General features: G+C 60.1%; 15 protein-coding genes. 9 read left to right on the top strand and 6 right to left on the bottom strand.

Features of this window, described 5'->3' with window-relative positions; genetic code table 11:
• Nucleotides 1-61: 61 nt before the first annotated feature.
• The 3 genes from eno to ACUTJJ_RS17050 form a co-directional block, all read right to left on the bottom strand.
• Entirely contained in the window at nucleotides 62-1336 is a 1275-nt protein-coding gene (gene eno / locus ACUTJJ_RS17060; RefSeq protein WP_004441599.1) for a phosphopyruvate hydratase, read from the bottom strand.
• Nucleotides 1337-1471: 135 nt separating this feature from the next.
• The gene (gene kdsA, locus ACUTJJ_RS17055) at nucleotides 1472-2317 is read right to left on the bottom strand and encodes a 3-deoxy-8-phosphooctulonate synthase (protein ID WP_296070552.1); all 846 of its coding nucleotides are present in this window, start codon (nucleotides 2315-2317) and stop codon (nucleotides 1472-1474) included.
• Complete coding sequence (locus ACUTJJ_RS17050) at nucleotides 2317-3192, bottom strand: VOC family protein (RefSeq protein WP_296070555.1); 876 nt, start codon at nucleotides 3190-3192, stop codon at nucleotides 2317-2319. Before ACUTJJ_RS17050 ends, kdsA begins: the two co-directional genes overlap by 1 nt.
• Before the next feature lie 272 nt (nucleotides 3193-3464).
• Between ACUTJJ_RS17050 and ACUTJJ_RS17045 the strand changes: the two genes are divergently transcribed.
• Both ACUTJJ_RS17045 and ACUTJJ_RS17040 read left to right on the top strand, forming a co-directional pair.
• Nucleotides 3465-3944 (top strand): MarR family winged helix-turn-helix transcriptional regulator, encoded by a 480-nt coding sequence (locus ACUTJJ_RS17045; RefSeq protein ID WP_296070558.1) that lies wholly within the window; start codon nucleotides 3465-3467, stop codon nucleotides 3942-3944.
• Nucleotides 3934-4809 (top strand): amidohydrolase family protein, encoded by an 876-nt coding sequence (locus tag ACUTJJ_RS17040; RefSeq protein ID WP_144574489.1) that lies wholly within the window; start codon nucleotides 3934-3936, stop codon nucleotides 4807-4809. Before ACUTJJ_RS17045 ends, ACUTJJ_RS17040 begins: the two co-directional genes overlap by 11 nt.
• 278 nt (nucleotides 4810-5087) lie before the next feature.
• Here the strand turns inward: ACUTJJ_RS17040 and ligM are convergent, their stop codons facing one another.
• Both ligM and ACUTJJ_RS17030 read right to left on the bottom strand, forming a co-directional pair.
• The gene (ligM, locus tag ACUTJJ_RS17035; protein ID WP_296070561.1) at nucleotides 5088-6503 is read right to left on the bottom strand and encodes a vanillate/3-O-methylgallate O-demethylase; all 1416 of its coding nucleotides are present in this window, start codon (nucleotides 6501-6503) and stop codon (nucleotides 5088-5090) included.
• A gap of 155 nt (nucleotides 6504-6658) precedes the next feature.
• On the bottom strand, nucleotides 6659-7390 hold the full coding sequence (locus tag ACUTJJ_RS17030) for a GntR family transcriptional regulator (RefSeq protein WP_063949038.1): 732 nt from the start codon (nucleotides 7388-7390) through the stop codon (nucleotides 6659-6661).
• Nucleotides 7391-7709: 319 nt separating this feature from the next.
• On the opposite strand from ACUTJJ_RS17030, the gene ACUTJJ_RS17025 reads away from it, so the two are divergent.
• Nucleotides 7710-8594: a methylenetetrahydrofolate reductase gene (locus ACUTJJ_RS17025; protein ID WP_445542869.1), complete on the top strand. Its 885-nt coding sequence runs from the start codon at nucleotides 7710-7712 to the stop codon at nucleotides 8592-8594.
• A 58-nt stretch (nucleotides 8595-8652) separates the two neighbouring features.
• On the opposite strand, the gene ACUTJJ_RS17020 is transcribed toward ACUTJJ_RS17025, so the two are convergent.
• Entirely contained in the window at nucleotides 8653-9450 is a 798-nt protein-coding gene (locus tag ACUTJJ_RS17020) for a crotonase/enoyl-CoA hydratase family protein (protein ID WP_063949040.1), read from the bottom strand.
• Nucleotides 9451-9594: 144 nt separating this feature from the next.
• On the opposite strand from ACUTJJ_RS17020, the gene ACUTJJ_RS17015 reads away from it, so the two are divergent.
• The 6 genes from ACUTJJ_RS17015 to ACUTJJ_RS16990 form a co-directional block, all read left to right on the top strand.
• Nucleotides 9595-11430, top strand: a complete 1836-nt coding sequence (locus tag ACUTJJ_RS17015) for a feruloyl-CoA synthase (protein ID WP_445542868.1) — start codon at nucleotides 9595-9597, stop codon at nucleotides 11428-11430.
• Complete coding sequence (locus tag ACUTJJ_RS17010; protein ID WP_445542867.1) at nucleotides 11427-12188, top strand: SDR family NAD(P)-dependent oxidoreductase; 762 nt, start codon at nucleotides 11427-11429, stop codon at nucleotides 12186-12188. The genes ACUTJJ_RS17015 and ACUTJJ_RS17010 overlap by 4 nt, the downstream gene beginning before the upstream one ends.
• 4 nt (nucleotides 12189-12192) lie before the next feature.
• The gene (locus tag ACUTJJ_RS17005) at nucleotides 12193-13785 is read left to right on the top strand and encodes an acyl-CoA dehydrogenase family protein (RefSeq protein ID WP_445542866.1); all 1593 of its coding nucleotides are present in this window, start codon (nucleotides 12193-12195) and stop codon (nucleotides 13783-13785) included.
• A 66-nt stretch (nucleotides 13786-13851) separates the two neighbouring features.
• A complete protein-coding gene (locus tag ACUTJJ_RS17000; RefSeq protein WP_404496683.1) occupies nucleotides 13852-15000 on the top strand; it encodes an ABC transporter substrate-binding protein in 1149 nt (382 codons plus the stop codon).
• 141 nt (nucleotides 15001-15141) lie between these two features.
• Entirely contained in the window at nucleotides 15142-16176 is a 1035-nt protein-coding gene (locus ACUTJJ_RS16995) for a branched-chain amino acid ABC transporter permease (RefSeq protein ID WP_063949045.1), read from the top strand.
• Nucleotide 16177: 1 nt separating this feature from the next.
• Nucleotides 16178-17087 (top strand): branched-chain amino acid ABC transporter permease (locus ACUTJJ_RS16990; protein ID WP_445542865.1); only part of this gene is annotated, 910 nt, incomplete at its 3' end.

The raw sequence follows: 17087 nt of genomic DNA, 5'->3' as shown, positions 1-17087 counted from the left end.
CCGCTCGCCCCTGAAACGAGCCCGCCAGGCAGCGGGCCATATCATGAAATCCGAACGCGAATTAACCGCGAAGGATCGAACGGCCGGCGTAAGCAGCCTGGGGACCGAGCATTTCTTCAATGCGGATCAGCTGGTTGTACTTTGCGAGCCGGTCGGAACGGGCGAGCGAGCCGGTCTTGATCTGACCGCAGTTCGTAGCGACTGCGAGATCGGCGATGGTGGAATCTTCCGTCTCGCCCGAGCGATGCGACATGACGGCGGTGTAGCCGGCCTTGTGGGCGGTTTCGACCGCGTCCAGCGTCTCGGAAAGCGAGCCGATCTGGTTGACCTTGACGAGGATGGAGTTGGCGACACCCATCTTGATACCGTCGCGCAGACGAGCGGAGTTGGTGACGAAGAGATCGTCGCCGACCAGCTGGCACTTGTTGCCGATGAGATCGGTCAGCGCCTTCCAGCCATCCCAATCGTCTTCAGCCATGCCGTCTTCGATGGAGATGATCGGGTACTTGGCAACCAGATCTGCGAGATATTCAGCCATCGCGCCCGATTCCAGTGTGCGGCCTTCGCCCTCGAGAACGTATTTACCGTTCTTGAAGAACTCGGTCGATGCACAGTCGAGGCCGACATACATGTCTTCGCCCGGACGGTAACCGGCTTTCTCGATCGACTTCATGATGAAATCTAGCGCTGCGGGTGCGCTTTCGAGGCCGGGGGCGAAACCGCCTTCATCACCGACATTGGTGTTGTGGCCCTGCGCAGACAGTTCTTTCTTCAGCGTGTGGAACACTTCCGAACCCATGCGAACGGCTTCGCGAATGTTTTCCGCGCCAACCGGCAGGATCATGAATTCCTGGAAGTCGATCGGGTTGTCGGCATGCGCGCCGCCGTTGATGATGTTCATCATCGGAACCGGCAGCAGATGGGCGTTCGGGCCACCGACATAACGGTAGAGCGGCAGACCCGAGGCTTCGGCTGCCGCCTTGGCGATGGCGAGCGACACGCCGAGGATGGCGTTGGCGCCAATGCGCGACTTGTTCGGCGTACCGTCCAGCGCGATCATCATCTGGTCGATCTGGATCTGGTTTTCAGCGTCGAAGCCGCCGATGGCGTCGAAGATTTCCGTGTTGACGGCTTCGACTGCCTTTTCCACGCCCTTGCCGAGATAACGCTTGCCGCCATCGCGCAGCTCAACCGCTTCATGCGCGCCGGTGGAAGCGCCCGACGGAACGGCGGCACGGCCCATGGAGCCGTCTTCGAGGTACACATCGACTTCAACGGTCGGGTTGCCGCGGCTGTCGAGGATTTCGCGCGCGATGATATCGGTAATGGCAGTCATGGTCTCTCCCTTGGGAATGGAACAGATATTTTCCGTCGCCTGTCTTAGACGATGGCGAAGAAATTACAATGACGGCGGGCGGCAGAAACGGGACGCCCGCCATTAAAATCGATTGGCACGAGCCGCGTCGTCCACTCAGCCTTTAGCCACAGCGTCAAAGGCAAGCAACTTTTCAAGCAGTTTCGGCATGTCCTTCAGATGCACCATGTTCGGGCCATCGGAAGGCGCATTGTCCGGGTCCTCGTGGGTCTCGATGAAGAGACCTGCAACGCCAACGGCGACTGCTGCGCGAGACAGCGTCTCGACAAATTCGCGCTGACCGCCGGTGGAACCGCCCTGCCCGCCAGGCTGCTGCACGGAATGGGTGGCGTCAAACACGACGGGCGCGCCGAGCGACGCCATGATCGGCAGCGAGCGCATATCGGACACCAGCGTGTTGTAGCCGAAGGATGCGCCACGCTCGCATAGAAGCACGTTCGGATTGCCGCTTTCATTCAGCTTGGCCAGAACGTTCTTCATGTCCCAGGGCGCCAGGAACTGGCCCTTTTTGACGTTGATGACGCGGCCGGTTTTCGCGGCGGCGACGAGAAGATCGGTCTGACGGCTGAGGAAAGCCGGAATCTGCAGCACATCCACCACGTCGGAGACGACGGCGCATTGTTCCTCGGTGTGGATATCAGTCAGAACAGGAAAACCGAATTCCTTCTTGAGATCGGCGAAAATCTCCATAGCGCTATCAAGACCGATGCCGCGCTTGCCGGAGAGCGAGGTGCGGTTGGCCTTATCGAAGGACGACTTGTAAACAAGGCCGATGCCCAGCTTGTCGCAGAGTTCTTTCAAAACCCCGGCGATCATGAAGGCATGCTCGCGGCTCTCCATCTGGCAGGGGCCGGCGATCAGCGAGATGCGCTCGCTATTGGAAAAGGAAACCTTGCTGGCGCCATCGCCGGCGGTGACTTTGAGATTGTTCGTAACGCTCATCATTTTTCCTCGAAGGCGAAGGCAACACCTTGACCGGGTGCGGCGGGGACCACCAGACGGCCACCCACTTCTGCTGACGACACGCCATTAGCAGCAAGCACCGCCGCTGTCACGGCAAGATCGCGAACGGAAAAGACGATACCCGTTCCGCGCAAACCGCCCGCGGTTTCGCTGGTTGCATCTATCGCCGCGTCGCCGAAGGCAGGCTTTTCCGTCACTCTGATCGCCGCATTTGCCGTCGCAAATATGGTGTCACCCTCGGGAGACAGAGTGGATGAAACGCCGAACACCGCCTCGACCAGCTCCCCTGCCCTCTGATCCGCGCCCGGGCTCAGGACGATTTCAGCGAGCCCGGTGACGCCGTTCGCATGGCGCTCCAGCGCGGACCGGTCACCCGGCAAGGCTTTGACACGCTGGCAGCTGAACAGGAAAAAATCTGCAGCCGATCCGCTTGCGGCAAACGCCAATCGAAATGACGCTTCGCTTCTCGATCCATCCGGCATCTGCACCGGTCGCGAAAATTCGAAAATATCGCCGGCGGATAAGTCCGATGAGATAAACCGCTGATGATCGGCAAGGGCGTCTTTCGTTGCTGCGACAAGGGCGGAGAAACCTTCTCCGTGCCGCGCCCGGAAGTCGGAATCCCTGCCGGTGAATACATCGGACTTCGCAACAGATTGACGGTATTTAGCCGGATCATGAACTGCAAGCGGCTCCAGATAGGTGCCGTCTGCGATGAAGACACAAGCGTTCATCGTGCCGAAGGGATGGATCGCCTCAGGCGCCACCGTAAAACCCAAGTTGGACAATCGCGCCGTGGCGACATCGATATGCGCAACGGGCAGGACGAGATGATCGACAGGATAAGGTTTCAACTGAACGGCCTCCGCGGACGCAAAATCTGTCCGGCCACAAAAGCACGCCGATGATCAAGAGGCAAACGGTCAGAGTTTGGAAACCCAGGCTAGTGTCCGCGGTGTTTCAATTCTGAGACGTCCATAATTGTTGACTTGTAAACAATCCATTCGTAGAGTTATAGAGGATTGGCCGGGTTTGATGTGGCTTCCTGTGAAGGGTATGATGATGCTGGCCGCGCTCCGTTCGAGAGACGCGGTTCGCGCCTCGCAAAGCATGAAACGGAAATAGCATGGACCAACTTCCTCGCAGGACGACCGACGTCAATCTCGACCGGCTGGAGACAGCGCTCGGTTTCCTCATCCGCCTCGCCCAGCTCAAGACCTATGACGATTTTTTCACGGCACTCGGGGATTCGGGCATGCGGCCGGGGGAGTTCTCCGTGCTTTTCGTCATCATGCACAATCCCGGCATTCGTCAGACAGCGCTCGGCCAGCGGCTGATGATCAAGCGCGCGCATATGACGAAACTGATCCGTGCTTTCGAAGACAGGGGCCTGGTGACCCGGCGTGTTCCCGATGACGATCGCCGCGCCATCGAACTGACGCTTTCCGCGGAAGGCGTCGCGCATGTGCGCAAGGAAAGCGAGTGGTTCTTTTCGCACGAGTCAACGCTCGGCGCGGGCCTGACCACGGTCGAGCGCGATCAGTTCATCGCCCTGCTGCATAAATTTCTAGGCATGAATTTGGGAGAAACAGGCCGTGAATATTGATGAACTCGTCGCCATAGATGTGCATACCCATGCCGAGGAGCCGTGCTGCGGGCCGCGCGATGATGGTTATGATGAATTTCAGGCCGGCATGGCGAAATATTTCAAGAACCCCGCCGGTCACAAGGGCATGTTGCCCACGGTGCAGGAAACCGCCGCCTATTATCGCGAGCGCAAAATCGGCTGCGTGATTTTTCCGGTCGATGCGGAACGGGAAACCGGTTTTCGCCGCTATGAAAATGAAGAGGTGGCGAAGATCGCTGCCGAGAACAGCGACATCATGATCCCTTTTGCGTCGATTGACCCCGCCAAGGGCAAGGCCGGCGCTCGCGAAGCGAGGCGTCTGGTGCGCGAGTTCGGGGTGAAAGGTTTCAAGTTTCACCCGACGATGCAAGGCTTTTACCCCAACGACCGCATGGCGTACCCGCTTTACGAAGCGATCGCCGAGGAAGGTGCAATCACGCTTTTCCACACCGGTCAGACCGGGGTTGGCGCTGGCCTGCGCGGCGGCATGGCAATGCGGCTGAAGTTCTCAAATCCCATCCACCTCGATGACGTCGCGGTCGATTTCCCCGACATGCCGATCATCCTCGCGCACCCCTCCTTCCCGTGGCAGGAAGAGGCGCTTTCCGTCGCCACCCACAAGCCGAATGTGTACATCGACATGTCGGGGTGGTCGCCAAAGTATTTTCCGCCGATCCTCGTGCAATATGCCAATTCGCTGCTGAAACATAAGATGCTGTTCGGATCGGACTGGCCGGCGATGACACCGGAGCGCTGGCTCAACGATTTCGCCAATATTCCGATCAAGGACGAGGTTCGTCCGCTGATCCTCAAGGAAAACGCAAAAAGGCTGCTGAAGCTCTGAGAACAGAGGCACCTGTCATTCCATGGGCCCCGGTGTGGAACCGGGGCCTTTTGTTTGCACGAATGAGCGCCTGAAGGGTCGGCAATCGTCGCAAAAAGGCAAAGGCCCACAGTTTACGGCAGGCCTCTTTATTCGTTCACGCGGTTCCAGTGAAACCTGGACGCCACTCAGTTCATTGCATTGTTCAGGTCCTCAGGGCCGCAAAACTCACTGACGCGCCTTTGCCGGGCCTGCGCGGGGTCGCGCCGTGTCATCTGCACGGCGCAACCTCAACCCTGTCAGAAGGCTTTTTTGGTGCGCCAGCTGTCTGCGTAATTGTCACGGGCTTCGGCTGCATAGGGCGTCGGCGAGACGCGGACACGGATTTCTTTCTGCTTGTGGCGCTCCGTCGAGGTCTTGCCAGAACCGCCATTCGGCTCTCCCCAGACGAGGGTGAGAACGTCGCCGACGTTGATATCGTTTTCAACGATGCCAAGCGAAAGCATGCAGCGTTCATTGTAGGAGTAGCCGGTGAACATCGACATGCCGACCTGCTTGCCACCCTTCAAGATGAGATCCGCGCCGGTGGAAGCGTAGTTGGCCTGCGGGAAGTCGATCCATTTGTAATGGTCTTCGCCCGGACGGAACGCGGATGCGATGACATCCACCACATCTTCGGCGTTCCACTCGAAGGTGACCTTCTTGCGCTGCGTCTTGCCTTTCATGGCCTCCAGAGCCGACTTGCCGATGAAGTCATCCTTTTTCCAGCCGATATAGAAGTCGTAGCCCAGCTCGAACGGGTTGACGTAATAGTCCTCGATATTATCGGAAACGAAGCTGCCGCCGATCGCACCCGTCGCCTCATAGCTGTCGGCGCCGAGCCAGTCGCGATAGTCCTTCAACATGCCGTCGCCGGTGTAGATGCCCGGCAGTGGTGACGGGATCCAGCCCGATTCAAGCGTGTTGGTGGAATAGGCGCGGCTGCCGCAACGCACGAGATTGACGCCGGCCTCCTTGGCTGCTTCCAGAATGCAGGAGAGGATGTAGCTCTTGTCTTCATAGGGCCCCCAGACCTCGAGGCCCGGCGCGCCAGACATGCCGTGGCGGAGCGCCTGGACCTTCTTAGAGCCGATATTGATCCAGTCAACATGGAAGAACTTGATGTCAGGTATTGGGCCGCGGTTCAATTTCTCGAAGATCTTCGGCGCATCGGGGCCTTGGATTTGATAGCGGTAATGGGTGCGCAGCACGCGCTCGCCTTCCGGCCGCGACGGGGACCGCGGATCGTGCTTGATGCGGACGTTCCACTTCCCATAGGCCGCGCAGAACATCAGCCAGCTGGAGGTCGGTGCACGGCCGACGAGGATGAACTTGTCCTGCCGTTCACGGAAAATGATGTGGTCACCGATGACGTGTCCGTTCGGCGTGACCGGCACAAAGTGCTTCGCGCGATTGAGGTCGAAATTCGAGAAAGAGTTGATGCCGTGATGGGCAAGAAATTTTTCGGCATCGGGGCCTTCGACGATCAGCTCATCCATATGATGGGACTGGTCAAACAGGACCGCGCCATCGCGCCATGCAGCCTGCTCGGAGCGCCAATTGCTAAACTCCCCGGCGACAACCGGGTATACATACATACCGATTTTCGAGTTGCGAAGCATTTCAACCGGGTTCGGATATTGCTTCAAAACCTCGGTCAGACTGGAATTCGCCATCATTATCTCCTCCCTGGCAATCGCGTCTATGTATACATGAAACGCCGGACATCGATAAATTGCAAGCGGAAAATTTCGCCTTTCAAGAGCGCATCGGCAAAAACAAAGGCGGCTCCTAACGGGGCCGCCAGTATATTTCCTGAGGTTTCCGGGACTTAGTCGCTGATCAGCGCCAGACCCGGCATCTGCGCGATCAATTCCGGCGCTTCGCGGATCATGTATTCAAGATTGGTGCGCGCCGTGCGCGAATGCTCCCGCGCGATTGCCTCCGCACGGGCGCCCTCCCGCGCAGCAATGGCCGCCACGATTGCCTTGTGCTGCTCCTGCGCACCCCTTAGCGACCGGCGAAACGCGCCGATATTTGCCTTGTCGGGAAGGAAAGCGGAAGGTGAAGCAAACGGCAGTGAACTTGCGCGCTCCACCTCACGGCGAATCATCTCGCTGCCGCAGAGCGCCGCAAGCTGATGGTGAAACACCTGATTGAGCGCGGAGTAACGATCAAAATCGACGTCATCGACACGGTCGCCAAAGCACAGATCCAGCTCGTGTATCGTGCGCCCAATCTCCTCGAGCGCACCCCTTGAAGCGCCGCGTTCCGCCGCAAGCCTGGCTGCCGTTCCCTCCATGACGCCGCGAATTTCAATGGCATCCACGACATCGGCGTAACCGAACCGACGCACGACAAACCCGCCGCCAGGCAGGCGGTTGAGCAACCCCTCCTCCGTCAGGCGGGAAAGCGCCTCGCGCACGGGGGTTCGGGAGATATCCAGAAGTTCGGCTGTCGGCACCTCAAAGAGCCGCATACCGCCGGGGAGCTCGCCACTCAGGATTTTTTCCCTGAGTTCGATCACCGCCCGGCCGCCATGTGTTGCCGCATCGCCCTTCATACCACCCTCCGACCTACCGCCATTACGTCGCGGCACATGTTCCACAGTGTATACACCGCCACTCGCCCGTTACGAGATATAATCCTCGCCGTGGTTTGTGACCAGTCAAGGATAGCGTGAGCTCGACGTAAGAGATTGGAATACCCCGAAAAATTCGAACGATGTATTCACCGAGACTAAATAAGCCAAGCAAAAATGTCAATATTTCAGATTTTTTGCGACTTTTTGATTGAAACGCCGAGCATTATGTATACATAATCGAGCCTCGCTAAGGGAGAAAGCGATGGGATGGTCAAGTTTCTGGGAGAATTCGGCTCCGATGGAACCAGCGGTTGCGGCCGGCGACATCGTTCGTGGGTGGTCAATCGAGGTCATGCCGCGCACGGCGGCGAAGATCGCCAAATTCAAGGATATTCTGCCTGAGGGCACGCGGGTCTATATCGCCCACATAGAGGGCACGCCGATTGCCGACATGGTATCGACCGCGAAACGCCTGAACGATGAAGGCTTTCCAGTGATGCCACACATTCCGGCCCGGGGCATCAGAGGTAAAAGCGAATTGGAGGACTGGCTGAAGCGCTATCGGGAAGAGGCTGGCGTGACGCAGGCGCTCTTGCTCGGCGGCGGCCAGAAAGAAGCGGTCGGCGCCTTCTCGAGCTCGATCGACATGATTGAGACCGGTCTTTTTGACCAGATGGGCTTCACGCATCTTCATCTGGCCGGTCATCCCGAGGGCAATCGCGACATTGATCGCGACGGCTCATCGCGCGGGGTCGATCAAGCCCTGTTGTGGAAGCAGAATTTTGCTGACCGAACAGACGCCCGGCTCGCTTTGACCACCCAGTTCGCTTTCGATGCCGATGTCGTCACGGAATGGGCGACGCGGATCCGCGCGATGGGCGTCACGATCCCGATCCACGTCGGCGTTGCCGGACCGACCAAGCTGCAGACGCTGATAAAATTTGCCATTGCCTGCGGTGTCGGGCCGTCCCTGAAGGTGCTGCAGAAGCGCGCGCTCGATCTTTCGAGGCTTTTCGTTCCTTATGAGCCGACCGATGTCATCGCGGGGCTCGTTGCCCATAAGGCGGCTCATCCCGATAGCCTGATCGAGCAGGTTCATATCTTTCCGCTGGGCGGCATTACGCCGGCCGCTGAATGGATGAAAAAACATGCATCATCAGCGGCTTTCGCCAATGTCGCCTGAGAAAACCTTTTCCCAGGCGGCATCGCCCTATTGCGAGGTGACCGCATTTATCGACGGATCAGGCCGTCGCATCCGGCGCTTTCAGCCTCGCGGCACGCTTTTCAAGGAAGGCTCGCAGACGCTCCTCGGCTTCGGGGCTGGCTGCCGTGAAAGAGGAAATGAAGGATTCGACGAACAAGCCATCGTCCTTGGCCATGTCCTGAATGCGGGGAAGCGCATTGATGACCGCGTAGTTCGACAGCGGCGCATTGGACGCGGCCGCGGTGGCGAGCTGATGCGCCTTGGCAAGCGCCTCACCGCGCGGCACCACATATTGTACGAGGTTCCATCGCTCGGCTTCGTCCGGCGAGGCAACACGGCCGGTCAGCATCATGTCGCTCATGCGGGCAACGCCCATCAGCCGGGCGATGCGTACAGACCCGCCGCCTCCGACGAAGATGCCGCGCTGGCCCTCTGGGAGCGCAAAAAAGGCGCTCTCATCGGCAACGCGCAGATGGGTGGAGGCCGCAAGCTCCAGTCCGCCGCCGACCACGGCGCCGTGCAGCGCCGACACCCAGGGAATGGTGCCGTGTTCGATCTGCGAGAAGACGGCATGCCAGCGGCGGGAGCCGCGCACGCCTTCGATCGGGGTCTTGGAAATATGCTCGCCGAGATCGAGACCGGCGCAGAAATGATCGCCATGCCCGAAGATGACGGCAGCGCGCGCTTCACTTTCCGCCCTCGCCGCGGCACCGGCAATGGCTTCCACGAAACGGTCGCTAATGGCGTTGCGTTTTTGCGGCCGGTTCAGCCCCACAAGGGCGACGTCGCCGCGCAGTTCATAGGTGACGAATTCGTCTGTCGTTTTTTCGTTCATGCCGACGTCTCCAATAGTCCAAGGCAAATACACAATTAGCTTTCCGCATTTTGTTTACAAGGATATTATTTTCTTGTAATCATTTTTTTGACAAAAGATTATTTGCACGGTCACGTGAATGACGTCTGGGAGGAGGTCGTGACGATGAAGGTGAAGCTTTGGTCGCCCGATGTCGCATGGGAGAAGCGGCCGAACGGCGAGATCATGGTCTGGCGGAACGATCCGCTTGGCCCCTACCCGCACAAACTCAATGAACGCCTCGTTCACTGGGCGGTGACAACGCCCGATCGCACCTGGATGGCGGATCGACAGGGGCGTGAACCGTGGCGTGAAGTCAGCTATGGGCAGGCCCTCGATAAGGTCCGCCGTATCGCCCAGTTCCTGCTTGACAAGGATCTCTCGGTCGAAAGGCCGCTTCTGGTCCTTTCAGAAAACTCCATCGAACATGCGCTGATGGTGCTTGCGGCCCAGCATGTCGGTATTGCCTCGGCAGCGATCACCCCGGCCTATGCAACCGCGTCCGATCTCGGCAAGCTTCACGATATCCGCAGGCAGATCACACCCGGCATGGTATTTGCCGAGGACGCGGCACCGTTCCGGCGCGCCCTGGAAGAAGTGTTTGGTGACGGCACGCCGCTTGTCGGCCTCAGCAATCTGCCGCAGGATCGTCCCAACACCTTCCGGTTCGACACGTTGCTCGAGACCGTGCCTACGCAAGCGGTGGATCGCGCCTTCGATTCGGTTGGCGCGGATACCGTTGCCAAATTCCTTTTCACGTCAGGCACGACCGGCTCGCCCAAGGCCGTCATTCAGACACAGCGGATGCTGTGCTCCAATCAGGAGATGATTGCCGACTGTTATGCCTATTTTCGCGATGAACCGCCCGTGGTCGTTGACTGGGCGCCGTGGAACCATACGGCAGCCGGCAACAAGGTTTTCAACCTCGTCATCTATAATGGCGGCACCTATTATATCGATCGAGGCAAGCCGAGCCCGGCGCTGATCGGCCAGACCATCGATAATCTGCGTGACGTTTCTCCTACCTGGTATTTTAACGTTCCCGCTGGCCACGAAATGCTGGTTCAGGCGATGCGCAAGGACGAGGCGCTGTGCCGCACCTTCTTTCGTGACCTGAAATTGCTGATGTATGCCGGCGCGGGCATGGCCCAGCACACCTGGGATGCGCTGATCGAGCTTTCGGTTGCGACGGTCGGCCATGCGGTCCCGATGGGCGCCGGCCTCGGCTCGACGGAAACCGCCCCCTTCTCGCTGTTCTGCACCGAACCGCAGGAGAAGCCAGGCAATATCGGCATCCCCGCGCAGGGCGTAACGATGAAGCTCGTGCCGGTCGATGATCGATTTGAGCTGAGGCTGAAAGGCCCGAACATCACGCCCGGTTACTGGCGTAACGCAGAGCTGACCGCGGCCGCTTTTGATGAGGAAGGCTTCTATCGCATCGGCGATACGGTGAAGTTCGCAGTTCCTGAGGATCCTCGCCAGGGCTTTTATTTCGATGGCCGCATTGCCGAGAATTTCAAGCTGCAGACAGGCACCTGGGTTGCTGTCGGGCCGCTGCGAGCTCAATTCGTCAACATGTTCTCGGGCCTCATCCGCGATGCTGTCATCACCGGCGAGAACCGCGCCGAACTCGGAGCGCTAGTGGTTCCCTTCATGCCGGCCCTGCGCGAGCTTGTTCCGGGCTCACACCAGCTGTCCGATGCAGAGATCATCCGGCATCCCATTGTGAGGGCGCAGATTGCTGCAAAGCTTTCCGCGCATCAGAAACAGGCAAGCGGTTCTGCAAGCCGCGTCATGCGCCTTCTGGTCATCGAAGAGCCCCTTCGCTTCGAAAAGGGTGAGGTCACCGACAAGGGATCGATCAATCAGCGCGCAGTCCTTCTGCATCGCAAGGAACTGGTCGACACACTCTACGGCGATGCGCCCCAGGTCATCACGGTCAACAAGGAGGTGGCAGCATGAAAATCGAAGGCGCAGGCGCTCTTGTCACAGGTGCGGCATCCGGCCTCGGCGCGGCAGTGGCCCGCATGCTCGCGGCCCGCGGGGCTGCGGTCACGATTTTTGACCGGAATGGTGAAGCCGGCCAGAAACTGGCGACGGGAATCGGCGCTACAGCCGTTCAGGGTGACGTGGCAAGCGATGCCGATGCGCAACTCGCGGTCAACGCGGCAGCCTCCGCCAAGGGCGGGCTTCGCATCCTTGTCAATTGCGCCGGGGTCGGCACGGCCGGCCGCATTCTCGGGCGCGAAGGTCCTCAGCCGCTTGGTGATTTCGAAAAGGTTATCCGCGTCAACCTGCTCGGTACCTTCAACATGATGCGCCTTGCAGCCGCCCGTATGGCTGAGGTGGAGCCGATCGACGGCGCAGACAGCGGCGTGATCGTCAATACGGCCTCGGTTGCCGCCTTTGAAGGTCAGGTGGGACAGGCAGCCTATGCCGCGTCAAAAGGTGGTATCGTTTCGCTGGCCCTGCCCGCGGCGCGTGAGCTTGCCCGCTTCCGCATTCGGGTCAACACCGTCGCGCCGGGCATCTTTATGACGCCCTTGCTCCAGGGTTTGCCACAGGAGGTTCAGGAAAGCCTTGCGAGCCAGATACCCCATCCGTCCCGGCTCGGCGATCCCGCCGAATTCGCCGATGCGGTCCGGTTCCTCATCGAAAATGATTACATGAACGGCGAAGTCATCCGGCTGGATGGCGCGATCCGCATGCAGCCGCGGTGATACGATGAGTTTTTCAAGGCAGGCCACAAGCACATTAGAGCTTCTGAAAGCAACGCCGGGCTGGCGTCGTATCCAGTCGGTTCGCGGCGATTGTGACGATGCTCTCGCCGAGGCCGTTCTCCACGAAGCGGCACGTTTTGCTGAAACCGTTCTTGCGCCGCTGAACACGGCGGCCGATCGTCAGGGCTGCACCGTCGTCGATGGCCGCGTACTTGTTCCAGACGGTTTCGGTGATGCTTTCAGCCAGCATGGGGCCGATGGCTGGCTCGCCATGGACGTGCCGGAACGCTTCGGTGGCCAGGGCCTGCCGCTATCGATCCAGACCGCTTGCGCACCGCTTTTCGAACGCGGCTGTGTCGCGTTGATGATGGCCTCCGGGTCTACCCGAGCGGCCTGCCATCTGATCGCCGAGGTGGCGGACGATGCCGTTGCGAAGGAATGGGTTCCGCGTCTTGCGCGCGGAGAATGGGCGGCGACCATCTGCATCTCGGAGCCGGATGCCGGTTCTGATCTCGCGCGGCTGCGCAGCCGCGCTGTCTTGAGAGACGGTGCGTGGCGCATCACCGGCTCGAAAATCTGGATATCTTTCGGCGATCACGACATGGCGGGCCGCATCGGCCACTGTCTGCTTGCCCGTACCGGTGAGGAGATCGGGACACGCGGCCTCAGCCTGTTTCTTGTGCCGGATGAAATCGACGGCCACCGCAATGGCGTCAGCTTGGACCGCATCGAGGAAAAGATGGGCCTGCACGGCTCGCCCACCTGCGCCCTGCGCTTTGAAGCTGCACGCGGCATTTTGCTCGGCGAAGAAGGGCGCGGTCTTGCCCAGCTGTTTGCCATGATCGAGTTGATGCGCCTGCAAACGGGCTGTCAGGGACTGGGGCTCGCCTCGGCCGCCATCGACATTGCGGAGAGCTATGCGCAGGAGCGTCTTCAGGGTGGCGATCCGGCAAAACCCGCCATCCCGATCGCGCGCCACCCTGATATACGCCGCCAGCTCGAAGAGGCGCGGCTGCGCACGGAAACGCTGCGGGCCGCAACACTCGAACTTGCCACCGTCATGGACCTTGCCCGGCTCGAGCCGAATGAGAATTTGCGGGCCGATTTGCGGGCGCTGTCGGGCTGGCTGTTGCCGCTCGTCAAGAATTTTGGTGCGGATGCCGGATTTACCGTCGCCAATCAGGCCATACAGATCTTGGGCGGGGCGGGTTACACGCGGGAATGGCCGCTGGAGCAATATCTGCGCGATGCGCGCGTGATGACCATTTACGAAGGCACCACTGGCATGCAGGCAATCGACCTTCTGACCCGCCGGCTTTGGCGCGATGGCGGAAGGGGCCTCGAGGTTTTTCTGGAACGCGCCCGCGACGATCTCGCCGATTGTCCGGCGGCAAAAGCAGGAGCGGCGAAGGCTACGCTTGAAGCTTTCGAGGCCGAGAGCCGGCGCATGGCCGCACTCGTAGATCAGCCTGAGACGGGCCTCTGGCAGGCCAACGCCTATCTGAACGCTGCCTGGGATGCTTTCGCCGCCTGGATGGCTGTTCGGGTCGAAGCCCTTTCAGCACTGCAACAATCGACGGCGGGGGAAGCTGCCTGATCTCGACGAGAGACTGAAATGCATTTCCGGACGCTCGTGACCGTCCGATCATTGGGAGGAGAGACAATGAAAAAGCGTATGATGACATGGATGGCAACGGCTGTTGCCCTGACGATGACGGCCGGCTCGACTTTCGCCGATATCACCATTGGCGTGACCATTCCGACGACCGGCCCGGGCGCCGCACTCGGCATACCGCTCAAGCAATCGATCGAATTATGGCCGTCCGAGATCGACGGTGAAAAGCTGAAGGTCATCCTGCTTGACGATGCCGGTGACCCCTCGGTTGCCACCACCAACGCGCGCCGCTTCGCCAATGACGATAAGGTGGATGTGATCGTCGGTTCTGCCCTCACGCCGGCTGCGATTGCTGTCGCAGGTGTGGCGAACGAGACGGAAGTGCCGCATTTCGCGCTCTCGCCAATCCCGCCGACGGCCGCGAAGAAATGGAACTTCGTCATGCCGCAGTTCTCCACCGTCCTGGTGAAGAGCATGTTCGCCCGCATGCAGAAGGACGGTATCAAACGCGTCGCCTTTATCGGTTTTGCCGATTCCTACGGCCAGCAGTGGGTCGATGCGCTGAAGACCACGGGCAAGGATTATGGTCTCGAACTGGTTGCGGAGGAGCGTTATGCCCGCGCCGATACCTCTGTTTCCGGCCAGGTGCTGAAGTCGCTTGCCGCGCGTCCGGATGCCGTGTTCATCGGCGCATCCGGCACGGGTGCCGCCCTGCCCCAGATCGGCGTGCGCGAGCGTGGCTTCAAGGGCAAGATCTATGTCGTCTCGGGTGCGGTCACCTTCGATTTCCTGCGGATTGCCGGCAAGGCTGTTGAGAACACCGTGTTTTCCTCCGGCCCGGTCATGGTCGCGGAAGATCAACCGGACAGCTCTCCGACCAAGGAACAGGGCCTTGCCTATCTCAAGGCTCTCGAAGCCAAGTTCGGCGCGAACGCCCGAACCCAGTTCGGCTCGCATGTCTGGGATGTGATGGTGATCCTGAAGAAAGCCGTTCCGGTTGCGCTCAAAAAGGCAAAGCCCGGCACGCCCGAGTTCCGTGTCGCACTGCGCGATGCCATCGAGACAAGCGGGCCCTATAACGCCACGCACGGTGTCTATGAGTTCAAGGCAGACGATCATTATGGCCTCGACCAGCGCGGCGTCGTGCTTCTGACGGCGAAAGATGGAAAGTTTGTACTACTGCCCGACGATAAATAATCGCCGGCACTTAAGATCGACCGGGGAGCCTGTCTCCCCGGCCCTGCCGCAAGCCCTTAGCGTCGGCGATACCCGCCGCGGATCGCCTGCCATTCAAAATATCCGTCACGCCTTACCGAGAGCCAAACCAAAGGGTGCATTTTGGACGCGACAATTGCCACATTCCTGATCCAGGACGGCGTCACCAATGGTGCGATCTACGCGCTGCTGGGGCTTGCCCTCGTTCTGGTCTTCGCCGTCACCCGGGTGATCTTCATTCCGCAGGGTGAGTTTGTTGCCCATGGTGCGCTGACGCTCGCGCTCCTCGATGCCGGGCGCGTCCCTGGCACGCTGAAGCTGCTGTTATGCATGGGCGCCGTGGCCCTCCTGCTCGACCTCTGGGGAATGCGTCGGGGCCTGCGCCTCTCGGCGCTGCTGCGCGCGATGGCCATCAACCTTGCGCTGCCGGGCCTCATTTACGGGCTGGTCGCCATTCTGGCGCCCATGCAACTGCCATCGTTCCTGCGCGCGCTCATTACGATCGCGATCATCGCGCCGATGGGATATTACGTTTACCGTATCGCCTACCGTCCGCTTGCCGACGCCTCCGTGCTCGTGCTTCTCATTGCTTCCGTTGGCGTGCATCTGGCACTGATGGGGCTCGGGCTTGCCTTTTTCGGCCCGGAGGGCCTGCGTGCAGCGCCGTTGAGCGACGCCGGCTTCACGCTCGGGCCGATGCTCGTCAGCGCGCAAAGCATCTTCATCTATCTCGCGACAATTCTGGTGATGGTCGGCCTTTACTTCTTCTTCGAAAAAACGCTGCTCGGCAAAGCCCTGAAGGCAACCGCCATCAACCGGCTCGGCGCACGCCTCGTCGGCGTTCGAACGGAACTGACCGGTGTCACCGCCTTTGTGCTTGCTGCTGCAATCGCGGCGGTATCGGGCGTACTGATTGGTCCAATCACCACCATCTTCTACGATACGGGCTTCCTGATCGGCCTCAAGGGCTTCGTTGCTGCCATTCTCGGCGGCATGGCAAGCTTCCCCGTCACTGCCATTGCCGCGATCGGCGTCGGGCTGATCGAGGCTTTCGCCTCCTTCTTCGCCAGCGATTTCAAGGAGATCATCGTGTTCGGCCTGATCGTGCCGGTGCTGATCTGGCTTTCCTTCGGTGCCAGCCATCATGAGGAAGAGTGATATGACCCTCGGCAGACATCTTTATCCCGCCATTGCCGCGCTACTTGTCGTCGCTCTCTTCCCGCTCATGCCGATCCCGCCATTCTGGGTGACGCTCGCGAACAATATCGGGCTTGCGTCTCTGGTTGCCATCGGGCTCGTGCTGTTGACCGGCGTTGGTGGCATGACTTCTTTCGGCCAGGCGGCCTTCTGCGGTTTCGGTGCCTATACGACAGCGGTCCTCACCACGGCCTATGGCTTTTCACCCTGGCTCACATTGCCACTGGCGCTCCTCGTCGGCGTCATCGTCGCGCTGCCGCTGGGGCTGATGACGGTCAGGCTTTCCGGCCACTACCTGCCGCTCGGCACCATCGCCTGGGGGCTGGCGATCTATTACCTTTTCGGTCGCGTCGAGCTCCTCGGCCGGTATGACGGAATCTCGGGCATTCCACCGCTGTCCATCGGCAACGAACCGCTGATGAGCAGCAGCTCAATCTACTACGTGATCTGGATATTCGTCATTGCCGTGGCGATCGGCGCGCAGAACCTGCTCGACAGCCGTGTCGGGCGCGGCATTCGCGCCCTGCGTGGCGGCTCGCAGGCGGCGGAGGCCTTCGGCGTGAATATCGAGCAGGCCAAACTGACCGTTTTCGTCTTCGCAGCCGTTGTAGCGGCGCTGTCAGGCTGGCTTTACGCCCATATGCAGCGCTCGATCAACCCGACGCCTTTCGGGCTCGACATGGGCATCACCTATATGCTGATGGCCGTTGTCGGCGGTTCGGGACGGGTCGTGGGCGCCATCTTCGGCGCAGCCGTGGTGCTGGTGCTGAAAGAGGTGCTGCAACGGGTCCTGCCCGGCCTTGTCGGCACCTCGGTGAACGTAGAGATGATCGTGTTCGGCGTGCTGCTGGTGCTGATCCTGCAGCTCTCGC

It is taken from the genome of Agrobacterium sp. DKPNP3, assembly GCF_052686535.1.
This window is presented reverse-complemented; position numbering and strand designations above follow the sequence as displayed.

Bases quoted from the DNA above. Each gene is read 5' to 3' on its own strand.
- eno (WP_004441599.1), bottom strand. From the start codon at position 1,336: ATGACTGCCATTACCGATATCATCGCGCGCGAAATCCTCGACAGCCGC.
- kdsA (WP_296070552.1), bottom strand. From the start codon at position 2,317: ATGAGCGTTACGAACAATCTCAAAGTCACCGCCGGCGATGGCGCCAGC.
- ACUTJJ_RS17045 (WP_296070558.1), top strand. From the start codon at position 3,465: ATGGACCAACTTCCTCGCAGGACGACCGACGTCAATCTCGACCGGCTG.
- ligM (WP_296070561.1), bottom strand. From the start codon at position 6,503: ATGGCGAATTCCAGTCTGACCGAGGTTTTGAAGCAATATCCGAACCCG.
- ACUTJJ_RS17030 (WP_063949038.1), bottom strand. From the start codon at position 7,390: ATGAAGGGCGATGCGGCAACACATGGCGGCCGGGCGGTGATCGAACTC.
- ACUTJJ_RS17025 (WP_445542869.1), top strand. From the start codon at position 7,710: ATGGAACCAGCGGTTGCGGCCGGCGACATCGTTCGTGGGTGGTCAATC.
- ACUTJJ_RS17020 (WP_063949040.1), bottom strand. From the start codon at position 9,450: ATGAACGAAAAAACGACAGACGAATTCGTCACCTATGAACTGCGCGGC.
- ACUTJJ_RS17015 (WP_445542868.1), top strand. From the start codon at position 9,595: ATGAAGGTGAAGCTTTGGTCGCCCGATGTCGCATGGGAGAAGCGGCCG.
- ACUTJJ_RS17010 (WP_445542867.1), top strand. From the start codon at position 11,427: ATGAAAATCGAAGGCGCAGGCGCTCTTGTCACAGGTGCGGCATCCGGC.
- ACUTJJ_RS17005 (WP_445542866.1), top strand. From the start codon at position 12,193: ATGAGTTTTTCAAGGCAGGCCACAAGCACATTAGAGCTTCTGAAAGCA.
- ACUTJJ_RS17000 (WP_404496683.1), top strand. From the start codon at position 13,852: ATGAAAAAGCGTATGATGACATGGATGGCAACGGCTGTTGCCCTGACG.